We start from the raw sequence: 26,755 nt of genomic DNA, 5'->3' as shown, positions 1-26,755 counted from the left end.
TGTCTAAACATTATCAAATAGTGTTTTGACTTTTTCGAGTGTGGCATCAATCTCTGAAACTTTAGCAGGGGCAATAAAAATGGTGTCGTCTCCAGCTATTGTACCGAGTACGCCATCTGCGCTCCCCAACGAATCTAACAGCCTAGCAATAAGTTGCGCGGCGCCAGGGCTGGTGCGAATAATGATCATCATCTCATTATGCATAATATCAATAACCAATTGCCTTAATGGGCTTTTGGCTGTCGGTACACCCATCTCCGCTGGTAGGCAGTAAACCATTTCTTGTTTTGCATTACGAGTACGAACAGCGCCAAACTTGCTTAACATGCGAGAAACTTTACTTTGGCTAATATTATCAAAGCCTTGATCTTTGAGTGCATCGACGATTTCGCCCTGAGAACCAAAGTTTTCTTCTCTTAATAAGGCTTTAAAGGCTCTAACTAAAGCTTCTTGTTTCTCTTGCGCTTGCATATACATCTCTTCTTTCTTGTTTGGTTACCCGATTTTACACAAATCGACACCGTTACCCAAATTTTCACGCCAGAGTAATTTTCATGCTGTACCGTAAAGTGAATTTGCTTAACAGTTTGCCGTTGTTTACAACTATAGTCGAAAAAATCTCGAAAATAACGCGGATAAATTTGTCTTTACTCGCGCTTTTCATTATCTTTACAGCACACAAAATTCCTACCTTCAATATATGGAGAATTATAATGAAAGTTGCTGTATTAGGTGCCGCTGGTGGTATCGGTCAAGCGTTATCACTTTTGCTTAAAAACGGTTTACCTGCGGGCTCTGAGCTAGCACTATATGATGTTGCACCTGTTGTTCCTGGTGTTGCAGTTGATCTTTCTCACATCCCAACAGCTGTTAAAGTAGCTGGCTATGGTAAAGACGACCTAGATCCTGCACTAGCTGGCGCTGATATCGTATTGATCCCAGCTGGTATGCCGCGTAAGCCTGGCATGGACCGTGCGGATCTGTTCAATGTGAACGCGAGTATCGTTAGAACTCTAGCTGAAGGTATCGTTAAAAACTGTCCTAAGGCGTTTGTTGGTGTAATCACAAACCCAGTAAACGGTACAGTTCCAATCGTACGTGAAGTATTCAAAAAAGCGGGCACTTATGACGCTGCTCGCGTTTTCGGTGTAACGACACTTGACGTTATCCGTGCTGAAACTTTCATCGCTGAACTTAAGGGCCTTGACGTTTCAGAAGTGAAAGTACCTGTTATCGGTGGTCACTCAGGTACAACGATTCTACCTCTACTTTCACAAGTTGAAGGTGTTGAGTTCACTGACGAAGAAGTTGCTTCTCTTACTAAGCGTATTCAAAATGCTGGTACAGAAGTTGTTGAAGCGAAAGCTGGTGGCGGTTCAGCGACACTTTCAATGGGCGCAGCAGCAGCACGTTTCTGCTTCTCACTAGTTAAAGGTCTTCAAGGTGAAGAAAATGTACTAGAGTACGCTTACGTTGAAGGTAACACGGGTGATGCAGAATTCTTTGCACAGCCAATCCGTCTAGGTAAAAACGGTGTTGAAGAGCTTCTACCATACGGTGAATTGAGCGCGTTTGAGCAACAAGCAAAAGACGACATGCTTGCAACACTTGAAAAAGACATCAAAGAAGGTGTTGATTTCATGGCATAATGCCTGATTGAAACCTTTGATAAAAAAGCAGCTATCAAGCTGCTTTTTTTGTTTATGTGCATTTTAAATGCAAAAAACCGGCGATATGCCGGTTTTTAAGTTCAGTTAGTCAGTCAACAATCAGTGTAAAATCCTGGCTCTAATGGTGCCTTCAACTGCACTTAGCTCTTTTAATGCAACTTCTGAATGGTCGCTGTCTACGTCAATTACAACGTAGCCAATACAATCATCAGTTTGTAAATACTGAGCGGCGATATTAATGCCATGCTGAGCAAATGCTTGGTTTATTTGAGTTAATACGCCCGGTCTATTCTCATGTACATGAAGTAGGCGGCTTCGATTAGAGAGTTCTGGTAGTGAAACTTCAGGGAAGTTTACAGCCGTGACTGTTGAACCATTGTCAGAGTATTTCGTCAATTTACCCGCAACTTCAATACCGATATTTTCTTGTGCCTCTTGGGTTGAACCCCCAACGTGTGGCGTCAGTATTACGTTATCAAATTCTCTTAGCGGCGAAACAAACTCTTCATCATTAGACTTCGGTTCAACTGGGAAGACATCGATTGCAGCACCCGCTAGTTTTTCATGTTGTAACGCTTCTGCAAGCGCATCAATATCTACCACGGTACCTCGAGATGCATTTATTAAGATTGCACCTTGTTTCATAACCTCAATTTCAGCCATGCCAATTAAATTTTTAGTTTGTGGTGTTTCTGGTACATGAAGACTAATGACATCAGCACGCTGAAGCAGTTGTGTCAGGTTTTGCACTTGTTGGGCATTTCCGAGGGTGAGCTTGTCTTCAATATCGTAAAACTCAACTTTCATACCGATATTTTCAGCCATGATCCCAAGCTGAGTGCCGATATGACCGTAGCCAATAATACCGAGTGTTTTCCCTCTAGCTTCGTATGAGCCGATTGCAGACTTAAACCATTCACCTCTGTGTGCCATTGCATTGCGCTTAGGGATGCCACGAAATAACAACAAAATTTCCCCAAGAACTAGCTCTGCTACTGAGCGCGTATTTGAGAATGGTGCGTTAAATACGGCAATGCCTTTGCGCTTTGCAGCGTCCAAGTCCACCTGATTTGTGCCTATACAAAAGCAGCCAACTGCCACGAGCTTTTCGGCCGCGTTTAAAACATTTTCAGATAGGTGTGTGCGAGAGCGGATCCCGATGAAATGGACTTGGCGGATCCGCTCTATTAATTCACTTTCAGGTAGCGATGTCTTGAGATATTCGATATTGCTATACCCATTGCGCTTTAGCGTTTCAACGGCGCTTTGGTGCACGCCTTCTAACAATAAAATTCTAATTTTATCTTTTGACAAAGATACCTTACTCATGACTCATTCCTGTTACCTAGTTTGTGGACCTTGCGGAGTCCCAGTAATAACAGCGTTGGCACCACGGTGAGCAAACAGTCCGTTGGTAACAACACCTACGATTTGATTTATCTGTTCTTCTAGCGCTTTTGGATCGGCAATATTTAATCCGTGTACATCTAAAATGACGTTACCATTGTCGGTAATCACGCCTTGTCGATAAACCGGATCACCTCCTAGTTTTAGCAGCTCTCGAGCAACATAGCTGCGCGCCATTGGAATAACTTCTACTGGCAGTGGAAACGCACCCAATGTGTCTACATGTTTGCTTTCATCGACAATGCAGACAAACTTCTCAGCAACTGCAGCAACGATTTTCTCGCGAGTTAACGCTGCGCCACCGCCTTTAATCATGTGGCCTTGCGCATTTATTTCGTCGGCGCCATCTACATAGACATCCAATTGAGCAACATCATTTAATTCATATACTTCAATACCAAGCGCTTTTAGTTTTTCAGTAGAGGCTTCAGAACTCGAAACTGCACCTTTGATATCATCTTTAATACTGCCAAGAGCATCTATAAAATGATTTACAGTTGAGCCTGTGCCTACACCGACTATGGTATTTTCTTTGACATGCTCGAGTGCAGCCCAAGCTGCCGCTTTTTTCATTTCATCTTGTGTCATAACGTAATCACTTTTTTGTACTTAATTAAGTGTGGATTATACGCTTAAACACTTAAATTGCATGTCAATATCTGCTCAAAGCAAGGACTATTTTTAGTCCTTATGTGTGCTTGGCCATTGATAGAATTCTGTTGGTGTTAAAATAGCTGGTAATGGTACGTCCCATGCTTCAATTGGCAGCTCGTCCACTTTTTGGCAATCATGAGCAAGCCCGATTAGCTTTGGGGTAGACCAACTTTTTTCATAATAAGTTGCCAACGTTCTATCGTAGTAACCACCGCCCATTCCGAGTCGATTTCCCCTATCATCAAAAGCCACTAACGGCATGAGTAAGATGTCGAGCTGAGAAATTGGGCAAATTTCACTGCAATTCAATTTAGGTTCTAAGATAGCATAGCGATTCTCTTTCATGGTTGAGTTTTTCTCATATTTTTGAAAGAGTAAATGAGTGCCGCTGAAGGGGTGTATTACAGGTAGGTAAATGAGGTGGTTTTCTTTCCAAAGTTGTTGAATTAAAAGGTTTGTTCTCACCTCCCCATCATTGGGTAAATAAACGCCAATAGCGGCGTTTTTAGGGAGTTTTATATGTTGAGTAAAATTCATACTTAGATCGGATTCAGCTTGAGTTTGAAATTTTTCATCTAACCGATTTCTAAGTTTTCTAACTTCAACACGAATTTCTTTCCGAATATGAGCTTTATTTGATTTGTAACATGAATTTTTTTTCATTAGAACTGGACCATTTCTGGAAAAGCAAGGCTAAAGCCTAAAACAATCAGCAAAACAAATAAGATGGATAGCAAGGTATATAATAGCTTTTTAGACTTGGGCTTTGGCTCTGAGTCTAAATCTAACTCATCAAAAAGGTCATCACTTTGCCATTGTTCCTCTTCTTTATCATCATCCGCTTTTTGTTGCCCGTCTATTCGTTGCTCTAGATCCTCAAGCTTTTCTTCTATTCTGATCAAACTGCTAGTGATATAGTCTAACGCTTCAAATACGCGTTCGTTAGCGGCGTGATTAGCTACATTGCTTGAGCTTGTTTGAATTTCTTGGATTTTGCTTTGAAAACCATAAATGGCTAACAACTTCGCCTGTTTAAGACATTTATTCTTTTCTGAGCTGCCAAAAAGAGGTTTACCTTGGGTAAAGGCTTCTACTTTTTGCGTTGATACACCAAGCTTCATGGCGAGTCTTTCGATGGCGTTTTGGCCATCTGTATCAGCATCAAACCCAGCGAAGGTCACACGATATTGATCACCCATATTGATCCCTTACTAATTCTAATATGTTGAGTATACCCAAAAAATCATGACAAGCATTGATTAAATCTTGGAATGGTAAGTGCCTATTCTTGCTGAACATACTTGATTCAATAGAGAGTTGTTCGCCAATAATAGGGCGTTGTGGTTTGGTTTTAGGCTTAGATAACGCGAAATGATGAAGGAGATCGATACGCCGTAGTATTTAGCGACAATAACAATGCACATAATAATAAAGCCAGACTCGATGAGGCCTGGCTCTATGTGGTTGGAAAGCGGCTCAATTAGTACTTAGCTGCGCTGCCTGCTGCTGGTAAAGCATTTTTAATAAAAGCGCGTAGGTCATTGTTGGACAACCTTAGGTCTTCATAACGTAAATACATCATATGCCCAGAGCGGTACCCCTTAAAGCTCAATCTATCTTTCATCTTGCCGCTTGGATCTAGGTGCCATAAGTTGTATTTTCCGTCAAAGTAGTTTGTTGCCCCATCGTAATATCCTGACTGGACCATAACGTGTAAGTATGGGTTTTGTGCCATCGCGAGGCGCAGTTGCTCACCGACATTGTTGTTGGTTCTATCCCACGGATGAACTGGACCAAACATGTTATATTTTATGTCAGTCTTGTAATTTAGTTCATTGCGAAAGTAGTGATTAATTGCGGGTGTGAATGAGTGCAACCAAGAAGTAAGCTCTGGCCAGTAATCAGGTCTTTCGCCTGCCGCTCGCTTGTCTATACCAAGGTAGCGTGAGTCTAGTCTACCAAGTGTCAGTTCTTTATCGCGCAACAGTTCTTTCCAAAATGCAGATGTTGGAATATCTAAGTTGTTTTGTGCTACGAACTGCTCAGACAAGCCGCTATATTTGGCTACCTTCTGAGTGACTGCCTGTTTCTCAGCTACACTTATCATTGCACCTTTGGCAAGCGCTGGTAAGTACTCATCCAAAGTATACTGCTCAACCTCTTCAAGTACCTCTAGTAGATCTTTATTTTGTAATTCGCTTGGAAGCGCTTTGTGATACCACGCAGTCGCTGCGAAGTAGGGCAGTCTATTTGCGACATCTACGGGGCCTTGGCGCTTTATTCCAATATTTGTTGGCGAGACCAAAACAACCCCATTTAGATACATCCATTGGTTATTTTGAAGTTCGTGGGCCAACCCCGCGACGCGTGTCGTACCATAACTTTCACCAATTAAAAACTTAGGAGAGAGCGCGCGGCCATGTCGATTAATAAAGGTATTCAGCCACTGTGCTAAATACTTAATGTCAGCATTTACACCAAAAAATCGTTCTTGCTGCACTTCTTTATTGGGCATTTTACCTTCTTGGTTTGGTAATACTCGAGAGTACCCAGTGTTGACAGGGTTTACGAATACAATATCGGTTGTATCCAATACAGAATAGGGGTTGTCTTTCAAGCCATAGGGTTGCAGCGGATATCCTTCATCATCAATCTTAAGAACACGTGGCCCAGTGTAAGCAATATGCATCCATACTGACGCTGAGCCAGGTCCTCCGTTAAAAGAAATCAGCAAAGGTCTTTTCGCGGTATCTTTTACTTTGTCTTTTTTATAATAGGTGTAGTGAAGAGAAGCTATTGGGTTGCCTTTATCATCCCATAAAGGTTGCATCCCTGTGGAGACCGTGTAGTTTAATCTCTCCCCGTTTATGGTTGCTTTGTGTTTTGTCACAACAGTGTGATCAATGTCGAAACTTAATTTTTGGGGTTTTAGACTGTTAGCGACGCTTGTTGCACTGATGCAAAGTAGCAGCAAACCTGATAATATTTTGGGTACAGCAGTCATGAGATTCCTCAGTATTCACTTTGAGCATTTATTTAAGGCTTTTCTCAGTGCTTTTTCAAAGTTAATGAGACTAAACCGCAATATTTGTGGTTCATTACAATTTGTTCACGAATTAACGCCACTGCTTGTTTTTTTTGTCATAAAATTCGAGTATATTTCATCCTTATGTCTGTAGTATGAAAGTATTTAGCTCTGTTAAATTCTTGTTTAGCTGCTTCCCCAGTTGTAGTCATTAGAGATTTTTTCCATGCAAAGAGTATTAATTGTCGAAGATAGTAAGGTCGTTCAGCAGATCTTGCGCCATTTGGCATCACAACACTTAAACGTCGAATTGGATTTTGCTTGGTCTCTCAAGGAAAGTAAGGCGCTACTTAAAAACACTCGCTACACTTTAGCCTTGGTGGATCTCACTTTGCCAGATGCCATGGATGCTGAAGTTGTTCAGCTTACTTTGAGCCACAATGTTCCCACTGTTGTACTCACATCAAAAATTGATGAGTACAGCCGCCAACAAATGCTGGAAATGGGTGTGGTTGACTATGTTATAAAAGACAATCGAGATTCATATTTATACGCTATCAAGTTGGTTTCAAGGCTACTGCGTAATCAAGGTTGCAAAGCGCTCATTGCGGATGACTCTATGATTAGTCGAGCGGTGATGCGTCAGATGTTGGAAAAGCAGCTTTTTACTGTTTTTGAAGCGCAGGACGGTGAGCAAGCGCTTACTATGCTTAAGTCTGATCATGATATAAAGCTGTTACTGACTGATTATGCCATGCCGACGATGGATGGTTTCGAATTAGTTAAAGCGGTACGTAACTTTAGAGGGCGTGATGATTTGGCGATTGTCGGATTATCTGGTGCAGGCACGCATGGGTTGTCTGCTAAGTTTATAAAGTATGGTGCGAACGACTTTCTTATGAAACCTTTCATGAATGAGGAGTTTCATTGTCGCGTGATGCAGACAATGGAGCAACTTAACCTGATTGCTGATATAAAAGATTATGCACATAGGGACTATTTAACCGGACTTTATAACCGAAGGTACTTTTGCCAACATATGGACAAAGCTCTGAAAAATGGCCCTTTACCCAGCTGTTTAGCGTTACTAGACCTAGACTTGTTTAAAGAGATCAATGATAAATATGGTCATTTAGGCGGGGATAGTGTGCTGACTCAAGTTGCTGAACTACTTAATCAATCATTTGGGGACTGTTTAGTTTCTCGCGTGGGTGGTGAAGAGTTTGCCGTGCTATTACCTGGTGAAAGTATCGAAGAAGCGCAGGCTATTTTCGACAACTTTAGAGCTAGTTTTGCTGACAATATCTTCTTTATCGAAGGCGAAGCGTTACATTGCACTTTGAGTATTGGCATCGCAAAGTGTGAATATGCCACACTGAGTGAAGTGATGAGACATGCGGATCAAGCGCTTTATCGGGCGAAAGCACAAGGCCGAAATTGCGCTTTGGCAGCTTGCACCAATTCACATCAAATGTCGGAAAAGTGCACCACATAAGTGCACTTTTTCTTCAATTTAAAATTTTCCCCTTTCTACACTCCTGAAAAATATAGCTTTATTATTTTGGCATAAACGTTGGATTGGTCCTGTCATCATCAACAGGAATAAGACTCCTTTGGAGGCCAACAATGAAAATGATAAGCGCAATTATCAAACCATTTAAATTGGACGAAGTTAGAGAAGCACTTGGTGATCTTGGTATAGAAGGCATGACCGTGGTCGATGTAAAAGGCTTTGGTCGACAACGAGGACACACCGAGCTATACCGAGGCGCTGAGTATCAAGTTGACTTCATTCCCAAAATCAAGCTGGAAATAGCCACGCACAGCGAGAACTGTCAGCGAGTCGTGGACACGTTAGCAAAAGCTGCCAATACCGGGAAAATCGGTGATGGCAAAATATTTGTGTATGACCTAGAGCAAATCGTGCGGATCCGCACTGGCGAACTAGACGAAGAAGCGATTTAAGGGGGCCAAAGATGGACAACGCAATTATAGAATTACAATTCTCGCTCAATACTTTCTACTTTTTAATTTCTGGTGTTTTAGTGATGTGGATGGCGGCCGGCTTTGCCATGCTAGAAGCTGGATTAGTAAGGTCTAAGAACACCACTGAGATTTTGACAAAAAATATCGCTTTGTATGCGATAGCATGCACGATGTATTTGTTGATCGGTTACAACATCATGTATGTCGGCAATTCTGAGGGCGGATTTGTGCCAAGTTTTGGTGCACTTATTGGTGAGACGGCAACCGACGCGGATCATGCATTAGAGTCTGACTTCTTTTTCCAAGTTGTTTTTGTTGCAACGGCAATGTCAATCGTATCTGGTGCCGTGGCTGAGCGTATGAAGCTATGGGCCTTCTTGCTTTTCGCAGTCGTCTTGACGGGCGTCATTTATCCAATCGAAGGCTATTGGACATGGGGAGCTGGCTTTTTATCTGAACTTGGCTTTGTCGATTTTGCAGGTTCAGCCATTGTGCACGGAGCGGGCGCGCAGCGGCACTTGCGGGTGTGCTATTGCTAGGTGCTCGAAAAGGAAAGTATGGAAAACATGGGGAAATTTACCCAATTCCCGGTTCAAATTTACCGTTGGCGACACTCGGTACATTTATTCTTTGGATGGGATGGTTTGGGTTTAACGGCGGTTCTCAATTGTTCTTGGCAGATAAAGAAAATGCCGTCGCGGTGAGTCAAATTATGCTCAATACCAATGCTGCTGCAGCTGCCGGTGCCATTGCTGCATTGCTGGTGTGTAAAGTGATGTGGGGTAAAGCCGATCTGACTATGATACTCAACGGTGCACTGGCAGGTTTAGTAACAATTACTGCGGAACCTGCTTCACCAACACCGATGCTTGCATGCATTTTAGGTGCAATCGGTGGAAGCTTAGTTGTGTTTAGCATTGTTGGGTTGGATAAATTGAAAATTGATGACCCGGTTGGCGCAATTTCAGTCCATGGTGTGTGCGGGTGTCTTGGTGTTATGATGGTGCCATTCTCTAATGCTGATGCAAACTTTATGACGCAGCTAATCGGTTTGCTGACCATTTTAGGCTTCGTATTCGTGACATCATACTTGGTGTGGGCTGCGCTAAAGGCCACTATGGGTATCAGGGTAAGTGAAGAAGAAGAGCTCAGCGGAATGGACCAGCATGATTGCGGTGTAGATGCCTATCCGGAGTTTGTGACAATTCGCAATCACTAAATGAGAAAACGTCAGAAAAAGCGAGCTTTGGCTCGCTTTTTAGTTTCAGTGGCGGTTAATCTAAGTTAATCTAGCATCATTGAAACTACAGCGAAAATTGCATAGGTACATGTCAGATAAAAAACGTACTACTGGTGCCAAGTCTAAGCCTAAAAAAACAACTCGAAAATCTTCTAAATCGAAACCGTCGTCACCTTCTTTTAAACAACGCCTTAGTCTTTTTAAGTCACGGCTTTTAAGTGCACTCTGGTCTTTGTTTTGGAAAGGCGGCTTGGCTGTTTGTTGTGCAATTGCTCTGTATATTATTTACCTTGATGCCAAAGTGAGTAAACAGTTTGAAGGCAATAAGTGGCAATTACCGGTTCAAGTTTACGCACGGGCGATGACATTTCACCCTGACCAGTACCTTTCTGAAAATGAAGTCGTATGGGAACTTGAGCGGCTTAACTACTCCCGAGTGAATCGCATTAAACGCACTGGCCAATACCTTGTACAGGGCCGTACCATCACGGTTTACCGTCGTACTTTTGAGTTTTATGAAGGTGAAGAGGGAGCGACTAAGTTTACTCTCAACTTTGCAGGTAAAAAACTCGCGAGTATTGTGGATGAAGGTGGAAGAAGAGTGCCCACAGCACGGCTCGAGCCAGTACAAATTGCACGTATTGGTAACGAAACGAATCAGGATCGCGAGTTTGTGCCTTTGAACAAGTTTCCTAAGGTGCTTAAAGAAGCATTGTTGGTTGTCGAAGATCGCAATTTTTACGAACATCATGGCGTATCTTTGTGGTCTATTATGCGGGCGCTTTATAGCAATATTAGGGCTGGGCGCACCGTTCAAGGGGGCAGTACGCTGACTCAGCAATTGGCCAAAAACTTCTATCTAACCCGTGAACGTTCATTGGTGCGAAAAATTAATGAAGCCTTTATTGCATTGATCCTTGATTATCGATACAGCAAAGACGAAATCTTAGAAGCATATCTAAATGAAGTCTATCTGGGGCAGGCATATAACCAAGGTGTGCATGGTATGGGACTGGCGTCAGACTTCTACTTTGCGAAGCCTGTGGATGAGCTTGAGTTTGATCAGATTGCGCTGCTGGTGGCCATGGTGAAAGGACCATCGTATTACAACCCAAGACGGTACGCAGAACGAACGATGGAGCGTCGAGATCTGGTTTTACGGTTGATGGCCGAAAATGGCATTATCACAACGACGGAGTACCGCAGCGCACTTGATCGTCAAATTGAGATCCAACCGTTAAAGGAGAGCATGCTCCAGTCTTATCCTGGGTATTTGGAGCTTGTTAATAGGGAACTAAAAAACTTAGTGCCAAATGAAGATGTTGTGCATGCTGGGGTGCGGATATTCACCTATTTTGAGCTGCAAAAGCAAAGTGCCATGGAAGAAGCCATTACTTCTGGCTTACCGTATTTAGAGAGGCGTTTTAACACCTCGGGATTGGAGGTTGCGATGCTATCAGTAAACACAGAAAAGTCGGGTGTTTCGGCGTTAGTATCGGGCAGACAAATGCGTTTTTCGGGCTTTAACCGGGTTTTGGATACCAGACGCAGTGTCGGCTCATTAGTAAAACCAGCCATTTACTTAACTGCTTTGCAGCGAGATTATAATTTAGGCACGCTGGTTGACGATAGTCCATTGCAAGTTACCAATGCCGCGGGAAAGACATGGGCGCCGGAAAACTTTGACCATAAATTTAGAGGGCAAGTACCGCTATATCGCGCTTTCAGTGAAAGCTTAAATATTCCTGCGGTTAATTTGGGGCTTGAGCTAGGAGTCTACAACGTTGCCAATACGATGACTGAATTAGGTGTTAATGCAGATATCCCAACCTATCCTTCAATGTTGTTGGGGGCTGTTGAACTATCTAGCTTTGATATTGCACAAATGTACACGACGATTGCAGCCAATGGGCGTTATAGCGCTTTGACCAGTATCTCAGCGATTACGGACTCTACAGGTAGAATGCTCTATCAACATCGACCTGAAAAAACACAGCGATTTGACCCCTCGTCGGTTTATATGACCAAGTATGGTTTAAAGAGGGTAACAAAGAGCGGAACTGGGAAACGACTTAACAAGCATTTTCCTGCAATTCAATTAGCTGGAAAAACAGGTACAAGTAATGATTTAAGAGACAGTTGGTTTGCTGGTTTTGATCATAATACAGTGACCGTCACTTGGATTGGGCGCGATGACAATAAGCCTGCGAAGCTAACAGGAGGAAGAGGCGCACTGGAGCTTTATATTCGATATCTCAAGCCACTCAATCCACAGGCGATTGCAGACGAACGACCTGAAGGGATCCGCTGGGCTTTTGTGAACAAAGAAACAGGCAAGCAGGCCGCTCCACACTGCGGCCCAACAATTCAGCTCCCATTGAGAGCTGAATTATTTAACCCCAAACCGAGCTGTAATTAAGTTCTGAATTGACTCATGGCCGATTTTAAATGTGCGGCCATGTTGCTCAATTGGTGGGCGTCGTCTTGCGTGGCCTCTGCGGAGCCCAGTGTGTGCTCTGCTAAGGAACTGATTTCACTCGATTCGCAGAGTGCTTGCTGAGTTGCTTGAGTTTGTTGTTGAACTAACTCTCTAATAACATGGCCTTGTTGGTCAATGTCCGTCATACTTTGTTCGGCGGCGCTCAAAATGGCATTGGTTTCAGTGGCTGCGGTTACGCCGCGTTCCATCTTTTCGACACTACTAAGCATTTTTTGCTGTGTATCATTTGATGCGTTTTGCAGAGATTTGATGATGGAATGGATCTCTTCAGTTTGCTGTTGGGTCCGTTTTGCCAAGGTACGAACTTCGTCAGCAACAACAGCAAAACCGCGACCCTGCTCCCCTGCACGAGCTGCTTCTATCGCCGCATTTAACGCGAGCAAATTGGTTTGCTCGGCAATTTCACTGATCCCTAAACTCACTTTACTGATGTTTTGGCTGTCTTGGGCGAGCTTATCGAGTGCCTGTCTGCTTTCTTCAAACTCTTGCTGTAATACCGTCATATGCTGAGCGAGCTCAGTTGTGTTGATGCTACCTTGTTTGACCTGCTCAGCTGCTGTGCTGGCGAGTTCTGTCGCATGTTGGGCTGAACTTTCAACGGCATCGGCCGCATTGGCCATGTCTGATAAAGCGGAATGGATCCCTGTGATCTTTATTTGCTGCTGTTCTACATCATGACGTGTATCTTGGCTGATATGGCTGAGTTTGTCTGTTGCATTGTGTAAATCACTGGAAGTATTGTGTACGTCCCCCAATAGCTCAGTAAAGGCATCTAATACGCGATTGTACTGGGCGACAATGTCATTTAATTCATCATCGCCATGTGATTGTGCTTTAGCTCTTAAATCGCCTTGTGCCGCTCTTTGCGCTGATATCGAAAACTCAGAAATGGTGTCCACGACTGCAAAGTAAAAACCTAGCATTAAATAGATAGCGACCAACAAACTTAAAATAGATGCTGTTGCGACTACATTTCGTATCATTTGCTCTTGCTCTAGCTTATCTTGCAAGAGACTTTTTAAGGTTGGTAAGGCTGCTTCTACGAGCGTACGTGTTTTTCTTTGTACATCTTGGTGGGCACTGGTGAAAGCGGCTGCACTTAATTCGATGTCATCGGGTTCGAGTAGCTTAGTGCGAATCGCTAGCTGATAACTGTCTAATGCGCGGTTTAAGGTATCTACTTGGTCTGACAATTGCGCTTTGACTTGGCTGTTTTCTAAAGTTGCGACTTCGAGTTTGTCTAAAAGTTGCCCTTTCACAATCGGTAACGCTTTATTCAGGTTAGATAAGGCGATAAAGGAATCGGGCGTAAACCGACCTCTGGCGATGATTGCATTGGCCTGCTCTGCAATATTATTGACTTGATATACCAGTTTAGGTAGTGACTCTACCAATGAACGGTTTAGGTATGAGCGGCTTAAGTCGTTATCGATGGCAAGCTTTGATGCAATTGAAACCTGCTCTAACGGTGTATTAGACGCTTGGCTATTTACCATTAAACCGCTGCGCGCCAGCAATTGTTGATTCTCGCTTTGGCGGTTATTAATGATATTCTCAAGTAGTTGAGGGTACAGGTTTAGCCCTTGTTGTTGCTGTTTACTCACTTCAATTGAGTGCGTCAAAGTAGAGTTTAAAAAAAACAGGCTTAGTGCCAGAGGCAAAATAAGAATACCAAAGACTAAGCTGATTTTTGTTTTGTATTTTAACTGCGCCATAAACGCAATGGCGGGGCTACAAACTGATCTGAGTCCTGTCATAATTTAATTCTTTGTTATTGAGTCACGAGATAAAGACCTTGTTAATACAAAGAATAGTTCAAAGAATCAGTAATTTTTTTTAAGAGTGAAAAAAAAGCCCTATAAGGGCCTTTATTTGTATTTTTATCACCCGGTATTGCGGGGGAGACGGTTAAGCGACTAACTTAGCAAAAGCGCGATCCGCTGCTTGAATTGTCTCTTCTATATCTTGCTCGCTATGCATAGTGCTAACAAAACCCGCTTCAAAGGCCGAAGGGGCGAGGTAAACGCCTTCTTCAAGCATCAGGTGGAAGAAGCGCTTAAACCTTTCTAAGTCACACTCTGTGGCTTGCTGATAGCTATCCACACGCTCGGCGCTGGTAAAGAAGAAGCCAAACATACCACCAGCATAATTAGTCGTCAGTGGAATGCGGTGTTTGTCTGCTGCCGTTTGAAAACCAGCACAAAGTGCTTTAGATTTTGCTTCCAATGACTCATGCAGACCTGGCGCAGATAAGAGCTCAAGCGCTTTTAGCCCTGCGGCCATCGCAATTGGATTACCAGATAATGTGCCCGCTTGGTAAACCGGACCAACCGGTGCAATGAAGTCCATAATTTCTTGTTTGCCACCAAACGCGCCGACAGGCATACCACCGCCAATTACTTTACCCAAACATGTCAAATCTGGTTCGATATTGTAGTATTGTTGAGCGCCGCCAAGTGCAACCCTAAACCCTGTCATAACTTCATCAAAAATGAGCACTGCGTCGTTATCGGTACATACTGAGCGCAGGCCTTCTAAGAAGCCCTCAACAGGTGGAATGCAGTTCATATTGCCAGCAACGGGTTCAACTATTACGCAGGCGATTTGATCTTTATACTGTTCGAAAATCGCTTTAACCTCATCTAGATTGTTGAAAGACACGGTTAAAGTGTGCTTGGCAAAATCAGCAGGAATACCCGGAGAGTTAGGGACGCCCATTGTAAGTGCGCCAGATCCCGCCTTTACCAGCAGTGAGTCCGCATGTCCATGATAGCAACCTTCGAACTTGAGAATTTTATCTCTGCCTGTAAAGCCGCGGGCTAAGCGAATTGCACTCATCGTTGCTTCGGTGCCAGAACTTACCATACGCACTTTTTCTATTGAAGGTACAAGCTCTTTTACTTTTTCTGCCATGAGAATTTCAGTTTCTGTTGGCGCGCCATAGCTCAAGCCATTTTCAACGGCATCTAATACTGCTTGCTTTATCTCAGGGTGGTTATGACCAAGGATCATCGGTCCCCAAGAACCGACATAATCAATATAACGATTATTGTCGGCATCAAAAGTGAAGGGGCCTTCAGCTTTTGTAATGAATAATGGTGTGCCACCAACACCATTGAAAGCTCTAACTGGTGAGTTTACACCACCAGGAATAGAAGTTTGGGCACGCTCAAATAAATTCTGGCTAATTGTCATAATGTGTCCTTTTTGATTAACTTTGGCGCTTTCTGCTAAACCAAGGTACATTTGTCTCGTATTGTTGTACTTTATTCTCAACGCCTAAAGTTAGTGCGAAAAGCGCCATACGGATCAGTACGCCATTTTGTACCTGTCTAAAAATGGCCAAGTTATCATTAGTATTTAAATCGTTATCTAATTCGTTCGCATCACTGCGACTATCTCGTGGCAGTGGGTGCATTAAAACAGATTCAGGCTTACAGTGCGCATCATAGATAGCCTGACTGATTCTGAATCCACCACGGTACTTATTGGCTTCTTCTTGAGATGGGAATCGTTCTTCTTGAATACGAGTCTGGTATACAATATCAGCCGCTAAATTACCTTCCATTTTCGAAACCAACTCTATTTGATGACCTGAATTGGTTACTGCATCAAGCACATAATCTGGCATTTGCAGACCATCTGGTGCGACCATAGAAAATTTGATGTTTTTGTAATGGCACAGTAATTTTGAAAGGGAGTGTACTGTGCGGCCATATTTCAAGTCGCCCACTAAAGCGATGTGCATGCCATCGACACCTCGCCCAAAACGGGCAAGCTCTCGATCGATAGTCAATAAATCTAACAGAGCTTGGGTCGGGTGCTCATTAGGGCCATCACCGCCATTGAGTACAGGAACATCAGAGCCTGTCGCAAATTCTGCAACGCTTCCTGCGTCCGGGTGTCGCATTGCAACAGCATCAGCATATGCTGAGATTACCCGTGCGGTATCATATAGCGACTCACCTTTTGTCAAAGCAGAGCTTTGCATGCCAGTTGTTTCTCTTACTAGACCACCTAATAAGTTGAAAGCAGTACCAAAGCTGACACGTGTGCGGGTACTGGGTTCAAAAAATAGGTTTGCAAGCACAGCGCCTTCTAACACTTGTGTTCGCTTATGCTTTTTAGCATAAGGTTCCATGCGCTTGGCTACTTCAAAAATAAGTTCTATTGCTTCTCTATCGAGTTGATTGACAGAAAGGATGTTTTCACCTTGGAAACTTAACATGCGGCGATTCCTAATCACAGATTGACAACAGGAGGCAAGGGTGCGCTCCTAACCGAGATAACCTTGGCAACAACTAGGTTACTGGAACGACATAATAGCATAGTTCATAGCTATCTGGTGAGTATGACGGCACTGTCGCCGTCATATTTACATTAAAAAAATGGCTTTAATACCGCCAATAGAATAATTGGCAGCAATAAGAAAACGGGAAACTCATTGTAGAAGCGATAGAAGCGAGTACTACGGATATTTCTATCGTTTTTAAAGTCAGCCAGTAATTTAAAACAGTACCCGTGGTAAATGTATAAAATAATGACAAAAACCAATTTGTAATGAAGCCACATGTTGTATTTGAACCACTCTCGACCGTATTCAACAATGGTCAGAGTGCCAAAGATACCAGTTAAAATGGCAAAAGGTGTGACGAAGTAAAGTAGGCGTCTTTCCATGATCTTAAGCATCGCTTTACAGGCTTTTTCTTCGGTCATGGTGTGATAAATGAATAGTCTCGGTAAGTAAAAAATACCAGCAAACCAAGCCACCATAAAAAAGATGTGCAAGGCTTTGTAAACCAACAGTGCGCTCATAATGCCCCTTATGAATCGGTTAAAGTAAACTATTTCTCATTGTTAAAATGTGCCGCAGTTTATCCCAGCGGACAATCCCCATGATTTGAAGGCTGTCTTTTTGGTTGTAAACGTAAACGGCTCCAGATCTTTTGTCTTTCAATAATTCAAATGCTTCTGCAAGCGTCGCTTGTGTGCTGAGGCCCTGTAGAGGGACATATTTAATTGTCGCACTGTCATCTGAAACCAGTGTTAAGTCATACTCAGCCAATTGATACCCGCTCTCTTCGTCGTAGACAATGAGGGGGGTTTGGCTTTCTACGGCTGACAAGGTGTCTTTAATTTGTTGTTTGTCATTGGAATATAAAAGTTTAAAGTTTTCTTCCATTTCTTCGACAATGCCCACTTTTTGTAGTGCTTCTTTTGCTGGGGAAACTTGATAGGGGAGACCTTGAAAATCCAGCTGTTGTAAAAATATCGAACGGTTGCCAAATACTTGTAGTGCGGTCACATACGCAGTTGAAATAATTAACATGGCTGGCACAACAATTTGAGGGTTTGATGTCAGCTCCATCACAGCCGTGAGTGCAGCTAAAGGCGCATGCAGAGTTGCGGCGAGCAATCCGGCCATGCCAAGGACACCATATGTTCCGGCGACAGCCGTGTCGGGGGAAATAAATTGAGCAAAAAATGCCATTAATGTGCCTAAAATGACCCCTAGACCAATGACAGGGCCAATCAAACCGCCTGGAATACCGAGACCGATAGCAAACAGGGTTGCCAGTAATTTAGCAATAAAAATGGTTGTTAACAGTTGAAGGTTATCCGGCGTTTCCACTGCCAGTTTAATTGCGCTCATGCCAGAGCCCATTGCTTCTGGTACCAGGTATCCGATCAGGCCTGCAATAAGTCCCGCAAGCAAAAGGCGAGGGAACATGCTGATTGGTTTAAATGTTTTAATAATGAGCATGAGGTTTTGGTTGAAAGCAAACGCAACGGCTCCAAGTGCGAAACCACATATTATTAAATAGGGATAGTGCCAAAAGCTAAGCATCTCAATTTGGATTAACGACAGCTCTGAAACATTACCAAACACAAATTGCGTGGCCAGTGCACCGGTGACGGCGGCAAGCATAATTGGTACGAAAATATGGATCTTATACTCACGTAACACGACCTCCATCACAAAAATGACCGCTGCGAGAGGCGTATTAAATGAAGCAGCTATACCAGCTGCGACTCCACAACCAGCTAAAGTTCGGGCTGAGTTATGTGGCAGGTGCAGACGTTCAGTAAGCACGCTTGCCCCGGTTGCACCCATATGTACAGACGGACCTTCACGGCCAACGGAAAAGCCACAAATTAGCGCAATACCACCACCAAAAAACTGGTTGACTGAGTTCCAAATGGGCATATGGCCATAATGATGTTTGATACGGTTGATCACAAAAGGAATGCCTAGGCGGTAATGTTTAAAGCCTGTAAGACTGGCGAATAAAGCGATTACTAAGGCTGCACCCACAGGCAACAACAGCCTCTGATGCTGTGCCAATGTGGTGAAATCATCGTGGCTGTCTAAAAAGGTTGATTGCACCAGTTCAATCATTAGGCGAAACAGAATGATCAATATTGCAGCAATGAGGCCAGCACATACGCCAAGCACGCACAATTGTGCTGAAGTCTTAGGTTTTGCTAGACGGCGTCTGACTTGATCTAGAGTCATATTTTGTCGCTGAATTTGAACATGTACTTGTATTTTATCAAAAGTTCAACGCTAAGTCCCTGACATAAATCTAGCTTTTTAACTAAAAATGCTGGTTTCTGCAGTTTACATATGACCACCCAATGAAATAAAGGCACAAAGGGAGATACTTGATTAAAATAGTCGGGTATTAGATAATTCCGCTAATTAATGTACAAGGGTCGAATGCACATGTCAGAAGAGTTACCGATTAAATTTAGCGATGCGGCTGCTGCTCGCGTAAAAGAGCTGATATCTGAAGAGGAAAATCCAGACTTAAAGCTTCGCGTTTATGTAACTGGTGGAGGATGCTCAGGCTTCCAGTATGGATTCACTTTTGATGAAAAAGTAAACCCAGGCGATTTAGAAATTGAAAAAAATGGTGTGGTCATGGTCGTTGACCCTATGAGTATTCAATATTTAGTTGACGGTATTGTTGACTACACGGAAGGACTAGAGGGAGCACGCTTCTTCGTTAACAACCCTAACGCGACAACGACATGTGGTTGTGGCGCGAGTTTCAGCGTGTAGAAAGACCTCACTATAAAGTAAAAAAAAGCCATGCGATTGCATGGCTTTTTTATGCAGGGTTGGTGACATGTATCATCAATACGAAAAAGCCCAACACAAATGCGGAAAATGCCAGAATATAAATAAACCCTCGCTTACCTTGCTTTAGCGGGACACCATTTACCTTCAAAAAGTAATACCAGCCAAAACAAAGAATCAGTGGTAATAAAAATAAGATCCGAATCATTTTTTCACCCTAATTTTTTAATTAAATTTAAGGTTAGCTCTAAACAACTAATTTTTAAAGAAAAATAAATTATTTCAAATACTGGTACAAGATATAAAATTTTTGTTAAAGTGTACTCTGTACCCTACATGAAAAAAATGAATATAATTTTTCAAAATTTTATTAGGTTTTAGCGCTAAGATGGTCTATACCTAATTGGGTACACAGGAACAAGGCCTGTTGGCAAAACAGGAAATACGCAAGATCTGTAGGGTCTGTAGCGAGTATTTTTTCTAATATACGATGTGCAGCTGAGTGAGACGGGCAAATTTCACGAAGCTGTTTAAGATAAATCATCAAGTAGGAGATGTTTATTTATGATGGGTAAAACGGTTTCTTCAGAAGAAAACGGAAAGTTAACAAAATGGTTGAAATCAAAGCGTCATGAGAAAGGCCACACAATGCGTAGCCTTGCTCAAGTTTTAGGGACGCCGCATTCATTTATCGGTAAAATAGAGAACCAAGAACGTCGTTTAGATGTCATCGAGTTCTTGCGTTATTGTGAGGCATTGGAAGTAGACCCGTACGAAGGCCTTTCACTAATTAATAAAGAAGAGCTATAAATCCAACTTAAGTGGATTGAAAAGCAAGGTGCAAGGAGATGCACCTTAACTTTGTTTATGATAGCTTGCCTCAATTTGATAAAGCTTGTGTCTTATGAAATAGAGGAACAACAGCGAAGGCAGTACCATTAGTGCGGTAATCACAAAGAAAACAGCCCAGTCACCATCCAGCCAGTCATCAATGACTACACCACTGTAACTCGATAACAAAGTTCGACTCAAACTACCAAGAGACGCGAGCAAGGCATAGTGGGTTGCACTAAATGTCCTATCACATAGCATTGAAATAAATGCAACCAGAGCAACAAGTGACCAAGCTTGAGTAAACCCATCGATAACGATTGCCAATGCATAAAGGTGCTCTTTTGGACCTGCAATTGCAATCCAAGAAAACATTAAGTTGGATGCAGCCATAGCAACGCCACTGATGAATAAGCCTTTCACAATGCCGTATTTGTGATTAAAGATACTGCCTAAAAATGCGAAGATGATGGTAATTAAACCGGTCCCGAGCTTTGAGTACTGGGCTATTTGCGTATTGCTAAAGCCAATCTCTTTATAAAAAACAATAGACATTCGCGCTAAAAACGCTTCACCGATTTTAAATAAGAATATGAAAGTGAGTAATGCTAACGCGGTGCTGACGCCGTTATTTTTGAAAAAACTCACAAACGGTGCAACGATGGTGACACCGAGCCAAGCCAAAATTTTATTCGCCCTTGAGTGGCCATGCGTTGCTAGCTTATCTTCATAGGCTTTTTGAATTTCGGCTTGCGCTGTATCACGGTGTGATTCTGGTTCTTTTGCGAGTAATGTCACAACGACCAATAAGCTCATAATACCTGAGAGTATCAGATACACATCTGGCCACTCGATATTAGGCAAGTCAGCAGCAAAAAATGGAATAGCGCCGAGCAATGCATACCCAGTCCACCACCCAGACGTGGCCATCGCCGCAGCTGCGGTTGATTTTTCGCTTTCTGCTTGAGGTAAAATGTCGATACGATAACCATCGATTGCAATATCATGCGTGGCGGCAAAAAGGGCTATCAGAAAACATAACAAAGCAGCATGAAACAAATTATTTTGTAAATCGACGAAAGCCAAATTTACAGCACACAAAGTAACGACAATTTGACCAAGGAATATCCAACTGCGTCGCTGTCCGAGTCGCGCGCCAATGAGTGGTAATTTAAGTCTATCAACAAGTGGAGACCACAAAAAGTTAATGGTGTAAGCACCGAAGACAATTCCAAATAGTCCAATTAGGCTTCTGCTTAGGCCTTCATCTTTTAGCCACGCAGACATCACTGAACCAATCAGTACCCAAGGAAAGCCTTGGCTCATACCAAAAGCAAATACAGTCAATAGGCGTTTGTCTTTGTAATAACTTAGGTATTTAAAAATGCTTGTTGTGGTCGCCATCGTCTTGATTAAAACTCTTCTGCTGGCAAAATATCGATGCTGTGTATGATCACAGCCGTTTTGGGGATAAAGCTGTAACCGAGCTTTTTATTGTAACCAGTTTCAACTTGCATGATTTTATCGAGTGTTTCATACCCATCAGTCACATTACCAAATACTGCAAAACCCCAGCCTCGACCTGGATTCAAATGGTCATTATCATCCATATTAAAAAAGAACTGCCTCGTGCCCGAATGTGGTTTGTTGTCTTGATAAGCCATGGCAACAGAGTACATGTCGTTTTTCATGCCATTACCACTTTCATTAAAAATTGGCTTTCTTTCAAACATGCCATCATAGTCTTTGTCATATCCTCCGCCTTGAATAACAAAATCTTTCTCATTGGCTTCGTCGCGCTCGACACGATGAAAAACAGATCCTTTGTAGTCGTCGTTAATAACGTAGGTCAGAAAGTTGTTGACTGTGATTGGGGCGCGTGAGCGATCGAGTTCCACAGTAATTTTGCCCAAAGAGGTGTGGATCTGTACTTTTGGAAATAGATTGTCTTTTTGTACAAAACGGCCTTCTTTATTACCCGCAAAGGCAAGGGCGCTTGCGAGTATGGTAAATATGAGTATGGCGCAGCGGATCATCTGTGTTCCTTATATCTTATTGTGAGATGAATTGAATGAGCTCTTGGTCTTTTATCATATGCGTTACTAGCTGTTGGGCAAGTACATTTAATTGGCCTTCTACTTTTGCCTGATCATGCTTTAATGAGCCAGTCAATTTTCTGTTACCAGTAAAAGATTTTACAAATGTACTTTTGTCTTTGGTGACTGTAACCACAAACTCAGCTTGCGCATTGCTTTCATGTTTCGTGTAAGTTTCTGATACAATTGCTAAAAACTGCTTTACTTGAACCGTAATTTTTACATCTGCACTATTAACAATGTCTGCGCCATTTGCCTTAAAAGCACCATTGATTAACTTTGAGATGGTGACGGGTAAATTTGCATCGGGTAGATACACGGCTGGTTCTTTATCGAGTACTTTAACAGTAAACTTGGAGGTTCTGAGGTCTTCTACTTTGATAGACACGGGTTGATTAATCGTCGTGACTTGTCCAGCAGAGTAACTCGGATTAAGGATCACTGATTTTGGTGAGCTGGCACACCCTGACAAAAGAGATACGAGGCCTACGGCAGCCAGTGATTTAATGAGATTGGCCATAGATTAGCTCCTTTTAATTACACTTAACACGGTAAATTTTTTATTATTGCCAAGTACCTTACAGTTCCCAAACAGACGCTGCAACTTGTCTTGGTAGTCTAAATGACGATTGCCGATAATTCTTAACTCCCCACCATTTCGCAAGGTGTATTTAGCTTGTAAAAACATCTGCCATGCAATGTGATCGGTGATGGCTTGTGCCTGATGAAATGGAGGATTGCAAAGCACTAAATCAGCACTATTGGGCTCAAAATCAGTGAGACAGTCATTGTGCACAAAGTGGCAGTCAGCTACACGTGTTGGCAAATTGTGGCTCACATTTTGTTTTGCTGTAGCTACTGCCATTGCAGATTCATCGACAAAAGTGACCTTGCTATTTGGCATTCGATTTAAAGTTTGCAGCCCAATCACACCATTTCCGCAGCCTAGATCAATGATATTCATCGACTTTTTACCTGCAGGAAGATAGTTCAAGAAAAATCGAGCGCCAATATCAAGGGAATCTCGTGAAAAAACATTGGCATGGTTAAAGAGCGTGAAGTCTGTACTTTCAAGCGGCCAAGATACTGGGAACTTACTGTCTACTGGCTTGGCAGTTGTTTTGGAAAAAATTAAACGGGATTTTTTCACCGCAAGGCTGGTCTTTGGCTCGGATAAAAAATGATTGAACGATTTTAGTGTTGAGGTGTGTATTTCTTTTGCTTTACCAGCAGCGATAACAGGAATATCTGCAGGTAAGTGACTGAGCAAAGAGAGTTGATATTGCAAAAATCCCGCATTTTTTGGAATCTTTATAAGAACCAAGTCAATGTCTGTTGGCAAAGTTTCCAAACTGTCTAAAAAGGTGACGTGTTCAGTTGGTAACTGGTTTTCAGATAAGTTGTGCTGACAAGCTGCCTTGCTTACAAAAGAGTCATTGATAAAGAAGAGCGTGGGGAGGGTCTGTTCTTTGCGAAAGACAACACTTGAAGCACAGCACAGAGCACCAAAGCTATCGTTGAGTATTAAGATTTTTTGTGCAGTTGGATGCTCAGATACGATATGATCAAGGAGGTATTCGTCTGCGGCATCCCATGCTTGTAGACTGCGATTTTTTTGTTCAAGAGGAAATCGATGTAATATGAACGGGTGGTTTGCAAGTACCGCTTCGGTTGTCATAGTTCTATATTTTTCACTAAATTGTAGGTGCATAATAACATGTCAAAGCTGAACAAAGAATGTTTGCCCGAAGGCTTTCAGTATTTTCCTCACGGTATTTCATTTGATAAAAGCTTAGCGTTATATGACTACTTGTGTGGGCACTTGCCTTGGCAGCAGCCAGAGATACGTGTTTACGGGAAATTGCATCGCATTCCTCGCTTACAATGTTTTATTGCAGATCAAAATGCCAATTACGGCTATTCAGGAAAGCAGTTAGATAGTTGCGAATGGTTGCCTGTATTGAGTTCTATCAGAACACGTTTGCAGCAGCAGTATGGTCAAGCATTTAACGCGTTATTGCTTAATTGGTATCGTGATGGGCAGGATACCATGGGTTGGCACAGTGATGATGAGCGAGAGCTGGGTAATGAACCAATGATAGTATCCGTATCTTTGGGGGCCTCTAGGTTATTTAAAATTCGTGACAAGGTGACACGCGAGACATATTCAATACTGTTAGAAACGGGCAGCTTCTTGATGATGTCTGGGCGCAGTCAGCATGACTTTGAACACAGTTTACCCAAGCAAGCCAAAGTATCTCAAGGGCGGATAAACCTGACCTTTAGAACGGTTGGTTAATTTAGTCTATCCGCGTATAGTATAAAGCAATTTCTAGGACCAATCTGAAAAGGGCACTTTATAGATGTCAATGCAGCAACAAATCCATGCAAAGCTTGCAGACGCCATTGCGTGTACACACCTCGATGTAATTAATGAAAGTCATATGCACAGTCGTGGCAGCGATTCACACTTCAAAGTTGTTGTCGTAAGCGAAGAGTTTTCTGGATTAAGGCTTTTGCCACGACATAGACGTATTAATGAGGTCTTAAAATCAGAGTTGGCTAATGATATTCATGCACTAGCGATTCATGCATATACCCCTGAGGAGTTTGACGAGTCAGAGCACCAAGTGCCTGCGTCTCCGAACTGCTTAGGTGGTTCAAAGTTTGATAAATAGCTGATCAGACCTGTATTTAGACGATCAGACATTACACTATAGGCATTTTTTGGCACCCTCTTTGACAAGTTTCATGACTTTATGTGGTAGAGATGTGCCTAAATCAATTGAAACATATTCAAAATTTAGTAGGAAAAAAAATGGTAATTAAGCCGAAGATCCGTGGTTTTATCTGTACCAATGCTCACCCAGCAGGCTGTGCAGCGCATGTTGAAGAGCAAATTGCATATGTAAAGCAGCAAGGTGAATTAAAAAATGGACCAAAGAATGTACTGGTTATCGGTGCTTCTACTGGTTATGGTTTAGCCTCACGCATCACTGCAGCATTCGGTTCTGGCGCAAAAACACTGGGTATTTTCTTTGAAAAAGAAGGGACAGAAAAGAAAACTGCTTCAGCAGGCTGGTACAATACTGCGGCTTTCCAAAATGCTGCTGACAAAGCTGGATTATGGTCTAAGAACATCAATGGCGACGCGTTCTCAAATGAACTGAAAGAGAAAGCAGTTGAGACCATCAAAGCAGAGATGGGCAAAGTTGACTTAGTTATCTACAGCTTAGCATCTCCACGTCGCACAGATCCAAAGACGGGTGAAACACACAGCTCTGTGCTTAAGCCGATTGGCGAGCCGATTACAACGAAAAACTTAAACACTTCAAAGCGTGTTATTGACGAAGTAAGCGTTGAAGCTGCAAATGAAGACGAAATCGCCAACACTGTAAAAGTGATGGGCGGTGAAGACTGGGAGCTTTGGTTAGACGCTTTAAAAGAAGCGGATGTATTAGCTGACAACTTCAAAACAACGGCATACACCTATATTGGTAAAGAATTGACATGGCCAATTTACGGTTACGCAACAATAGGTAAAGCGAAAGAAGACCTAGACCGTGCAGCTGAAGCGATTAAAGCATCAACTGCTGCTTTAAATGGCGAAGCTTATGTTTCTTCTTTGAATGCGGTTGTGACACAAGCGAGTTCTGCGATTCCAATTATGCCTCTATACATCTCTGCACTATTTAAAGTGACTAAAGAAGATGGCACTTATGAAGGAACAATCGAGCAGATCCACGGCCTGTTCAATGAAAACCTGTTTGGTGAGACGCCTCGTTTTGACGACGGCGGTCACTTGTTCCAAAACTATAAAGAATTGGAAGACGGTGTTCAGGCACGTATTCAGCAAATTTGGGACACAGTAGATACTGATACGATTGATTCGCTCACTGATTACGAAGGTTATCATAACGAATTCTTAAAATTATTTGGTTTTGGCGTAGATGGCGTCGACTATGAAGCCGATGTAAATACTGTTGTTGAAATCAATGGTTTAGTATAATTTTTATACTTTGGGCGAAGCATTCTTGCTTCGCCTTTCAATTTTTCTTTCCCTGATCCAATCACTTCACTTTCTCAATCAATACCACTTTGGTCTATATTGATTTAATCGCAATTAGCTGAACTGAGCTAAAACCATTGTTAAGTCGTATTAATTTGATAATTGTACTCGCATAGTCAGGGCGATTAATGTTAAAATTGCGGAAATATGTGAGGACTATATATCACGGCGCTTATTTTTGGTTGATTTGGCT

25 protein-coding genes and 1 pseudogene are annotated in these 26,755 nt (G+C 42.5%); 10 read left to right on the top strand and 16 right to left on the bottom strand.

All coding sequences use genetic code 11. The annotated features are described in order from the left end of the window. Window positions 1-3: 3 nt before the first annotated feature. Window positions 4-471 carry a transcriptional regulator ArgR gene (gene argR, locus A7985_RS16235; RefSeq protein WP_063373139.1) on the bottom strand — a complete coding sequence of 156 codons (468 nt, stop codon included), beginning with the start codon at window positions 469-471 and terminating at the stop codon, window positions 4-6. 242 nt (window positions 472-713) lie between these two features. Between argR and mdh the strand changes: the two genes are divergently transcribed. Continuing rightward, entirely contained in the window at window positions 714-1,649 is a 936-nt protein-coding gene (mdh, locus tag A7985_RS16230; RefSeq protein ID WP_065791465.1) for a malate dehydrogenase, read from the top strand. Window positions 1,650-1,769: 120 nt separating this feature from the next. On the opposite strand, the gene serA is transcribed toward mdh, so the two are convergent. The 5 genes from serA to A7985_RS16205 all read right to left on the bottom strand — a co-directional run bounded on the left by serA (window position 1,770) and on the right by A7985_RS16205 (window position 6,735). Further along, a complete protein-coding gene (serA, locus tag A7985_RS16225; protein WP_065791464.1) occupies window positions 1,770-2,999 on the bottom strand; it encodes a phosphoglycerate dehydrogenase in 1,230 nt (409 codons plus the stop codon). Between the two features lie 12 nt (window positions 3,000-3,011). Beyond that, window positions 3,012-3,665 carry a ribose-5-phosphate isomerase RpiA gene (rpiA, locus tag A7985_RS16220; protein ID WP_065791463.1) on the bottom strand — a complete coding sequence of 218 codons (654 nt, stop codon included), beginning with the start codon at window positions 3,663-3,665 and terminating at the stop codon, window positions 3,012-3,014. A 93-nt stretch (window positions 3,666-3,758) separates the two neighbouring features. After that, the gene (locus tag A7985_RS16215; protein WP_065791462.1) at window positions 3,759-4,394 is read right to left on the bottom strand and encodes a 5-formyltetrahydrofolate cyclo-ligase; all 636 of its coding nucleotides are present in this window, start codon (window positions 4,392-4,394) and stop codon (window positions 3,759-3,761) included. Further along, window positions 4,394-4,930 (bottom strand): hypothetical protein, encoded by a 537-nt coding sequence (locus tag A7985_RS16210; protein ID WP_065791461.1) that lies wholly within the window; start codon window positions 4,928-4,930, stop codon window positions 4,394-4,396. Before A7985_RS16210 ends, A7985_RS16215 begins: the two co-directional genes overlap by 1 nt. Before the next feature lie 281 nt (window positions 4,931-5,211). Next, window positions 5,212-6,735 carry a S10 family peptidase gene (locus A7985_RS16205; protein ID WP_065791460.1) on the bottom strand — a complete coding sequence of 508 codons (1,524 nt, stop codon included), beginning with the start codon at window positions 6,733-6,735 and terminating at the stop codon, window positions 5,212-5,214. A 247-nt stretch (window positions 6,736-6,982) separates the two neighbouring features. Here A7985_RS16205 and A7985_RS16200 point away from each other — a divergent pair, with 247 nt between their 5' ends. The 4 genes and pseudogenes from A7985_RS16200 to mrcB all read left to right on the top strand — a co-directional run bounded on the left by A7985_RS16200 (window position 6,983) and on the right by mrcB (window position 12,401). Next, entirely contained in the window at window positions 6,983-8,251 is a 1,269-nt protein-coding gene (locus A7985_RS16200) for a response regulator (protein ID WP_065791459.1), read from the top strand. 131 nt (window positions 8,252-8,382) lie between these two features. After that, window positions 8,383-8,721 carry a P-II family nitrogen regulator gene (locus A7985_RS16195; RefSeq protein WP_063359370.1) on the top strand — a complete coding sequence of 113 codons (339 nt, stop codon included), beginning with the start codon at window positions 8,383-8,385 and terminating at the stop codon, window positions 8,719-8,721. Window positions 8,722-8,732: 11 nt separating this feature from the next. Next, a pseudogene (locus tag A7985_RS16190) lies at window positions 8,733-9,961 on the top strand (ammonium transporter). Between the two features lie 109 nt (window positions 9,962-10,070). Further along, entirely contained in the window at window positions 10,071-12,401 is a 2,331-nt protein-coding gene (mrcB, locus tag A7985_RS16185; RefSeq protein ID WP_065791458.1) for a penicillin-binding protein 1B, read from the top strand. Here mrcB and A7985_RS16180 read toward each other — a convergent pair. The 5 genes from A7985_RS16180 to A7985_RS16160 form a co-directional block, all read right to left on the bottom strand. Further along, window positions 12,398-14,239 (bottom strand): methyl-accepting chemotaxis protein, encoded by a 1,842-nt coding sequence (locus tag A7985_RS16180; protein ID WP_065791457.1) that lies wholly within the window; start codon window positions 14,237-14,239, stop codon window positions 12,398-12,400. The two genes, mrcB and A7985_RS16180, sit on opposite strands and share 4 nt — an antisense overlap. A 151-nt stretch (window positions 14,240-14,390) precedes the next feature. Continuing rightward, window positions 14,391-15,677 carry a glutamate-1-semialdehyde 2,1-aminomutase gene (gene hemL / locus A7985_RS16175; RefSeq protein WP_065791569.1) on the bottom strand — a complete coding sequence of 429 codons (1,287 nt, stop codon included), beginning with the start codon at window positions 15,675-15,677 and terminating at the stop codon, window positions 14,391-14,393. A gap of 16 nt (window positions 15,678-15,693) precedes the next feature. After that, a complete protein-coding gene (locus tag A7985_RS16170) occupies window positions 15,694-16,710 on the bottom strand; it encodes an aspartate carbamoyltransferase (protein ID WP_065791456.1) in 1,017 nt (338 codons plus the stop codon). Between the two features lie 152 nt (window positions 16,711-16,862). Next, window positions 16,863-17,297, bottom strand: coding sequence for a CopD family protein (locus A7985_RS16165; protein ID WP_065791455.1), 435 nt, complete (start codon window positions 17,295-17,297; stop codon window positions 16,863-16,865). A gap of 19 nt (window positions 17,298-17,316) precedes the next feature. Beyond that, the gene (locus tag A7985_RS16160) at window positions 17,317-18,999 is read right to left on the bottom strand and encodes a chloride channel protein (RefSeq protein ID WP_065791454.1); all 1,683 of its coding nucleotides are present in this window, start codon (window positions 18,997-18,999) and stop codon (window positions 17,317-17,319) included. Window positions 19,000-19,209: 210 nt separating this feature from the next. Between A7985_RS16160 and erpA the strand changes: the two genes are divergently transcribed. After that, the gene (erpA, locus tag A7985_RS16155; protein WP_063373153.1) at window positions 19,210-19,548 is read left to right on the top strand and encodes an iron-sulfur cluster insertion protein ErpA; all 339 of its coding nucleotides are present in this window, start codon (window positions 19,210-19,212) and stop codon (window positions 19,546-19,548) included. Window positions 19,549-19,597: 49 nt separating this feature from the next. Here erpA and A7985_RS26540 read toward each other — a convergent pair whose 3' ends face one another. Then, window positions 19,598-19,774, bottom strand: a complete 177-nt coding sequence (locus tag A7985_RS26540) for a hypothetical protein (RefSeq protein WP_176716758.1) — start codon at window positions 19,772-19,774, stop codon at window positions 19,598-19,600. Between the two features lie 356 nt (window positions 19,775-20,130). Between A7985_RS26540 and A7985_RS16150 the strand changes: the two genes are divergently transcribed. Beyond that, entirely contained in the window at window positions 20,131-20,376 is a 246-nt protein-coding gene (locus A7985_RS16150) for a helix-turn-helix domain-containing protein (protein WP_023399554.1), read from the top strand. 45 nt (window positions 20,377-20,421) lie between these two features. Here A7985_RS16150 and A7985_RS16145 read toward each other — a convergent pair whose 3' ends face one another. From A7985_RS16145 to A7985_RS16130, 4 genes are read right to left on the bottom strand one after another with little or no spacing between them, the layout of a single operon-like run. Further along, window positions 20,422-21,801: an AmpG family muropeptide MFS transporter gene (locus A7985_RS16145; protein ID WP_065791453.1), complete on the bottom strand. Its 1,380-nt coding sequence runs from the start codon at window positions 21,799-21,801 to the stop codon at window positions 20,422-20,424. An 8-nt stretch (window positions 21,802-21,809) separates the two neighbouring features. Beyond that, complete coding sequence (locus A7985_RS16140; protein ID WP_065791452.1) at window positions 21,810-22,433, bottom strand: peptidylprolyl isomerase; 624 nt, start codon at window positions 22,431-22,433, stop codon at window positions 21,810-21,812. Between the two features lie 16 nt (window positions 22,434-22,449). Further along, the gene (locus A7985_RS16135; RefSeq protein ID WP_065791451.1) at window positions 22,450-23,013 is read right to left on the bottom strand and encodes a YajG family lipoprotein; all 564 of its coding nucleotides are present in this window, start codon (window positions 23,011-23,013) and stop codon (window positions 22,450-22,452) included. Window positions 23,014-23,016: 3 nt separating this feature from the next. After that, on the bottom strand, window positions 23,017-24,171 hold the full coding sequence (locus A7985_RS16130) for a methyltransferase (protein WP_065791450.1): 1,155 nt from the start codon (window positions 24,169-24,171) through the stop codon (window positions 23,017-23,019). A 39-nt stretch (window positions 24,172-24,210) separates the two neighbouring features. On the opposite strand from A7985_RS16130, the gene A7985_RS16125 reads away from it, so the two are divergent. The 3 genes from A7985_RS16125 to fabV all read left to right on the top strand — a co-directional run bounded on the left by A7985_RS16125 (window position 24,211) and on the right by fabV (window position 26,502). After that, complete coding sequence (locus A7985_RS16125; RefSeq protein ID WP_065791449.1) at window positions 24,211-24,792, top strand: alpha-ketoglutarate-dependent dioxygenase AlkB family protein; 582 nt, start codon at window positions 24,211-24,213, stop codon at window positions 24,790-24,792. Window positions 24,793-24,856: 64 nt separating this feature from the next. Further along, window positions 24,857-25,171: a BolA family protein gene (locus tag A7985_RS16120; protein ID WP_065791448.1), complete on the top strand. Its 315-nt coding sequence runs from the start codon at window positions 24,857-24,859 to the stop codon at window positions 25,169-25,171. A 140-nt stretch (window positions 25,172-25,311) separates the two neighbouring features. Next, a complete protein-coding gene (gene fabV, locus A7985_RS16115) occupies window positions 25,312-26,502 on the top strand; it encodes an enoyl-ACP reductase FabV (RefSeq protein ID WP_065791447.1) in 1,191 nt (396 codons plus the stop codon). Window positions 26,503-26,755: the final 253 nt, after the last annotated feature.

It is taken from the genome of Pseudoalteromonas luteoviolacea (genome assembly GCF_001696455.1).
Classification (GTDB): Bacteria; Pseudomonadota; Gammaproteobacteria; order Enterobacterales; family Alteromonadaceae; genus Pseudoalteromonas; species Pseudoalteromonas luteoviolacea_C.
The sequence above is the reverse complement of the archived record's forward strand: the minus strand, read 5'-3'. Positions and strand labels throughout refer to the sequence as shown.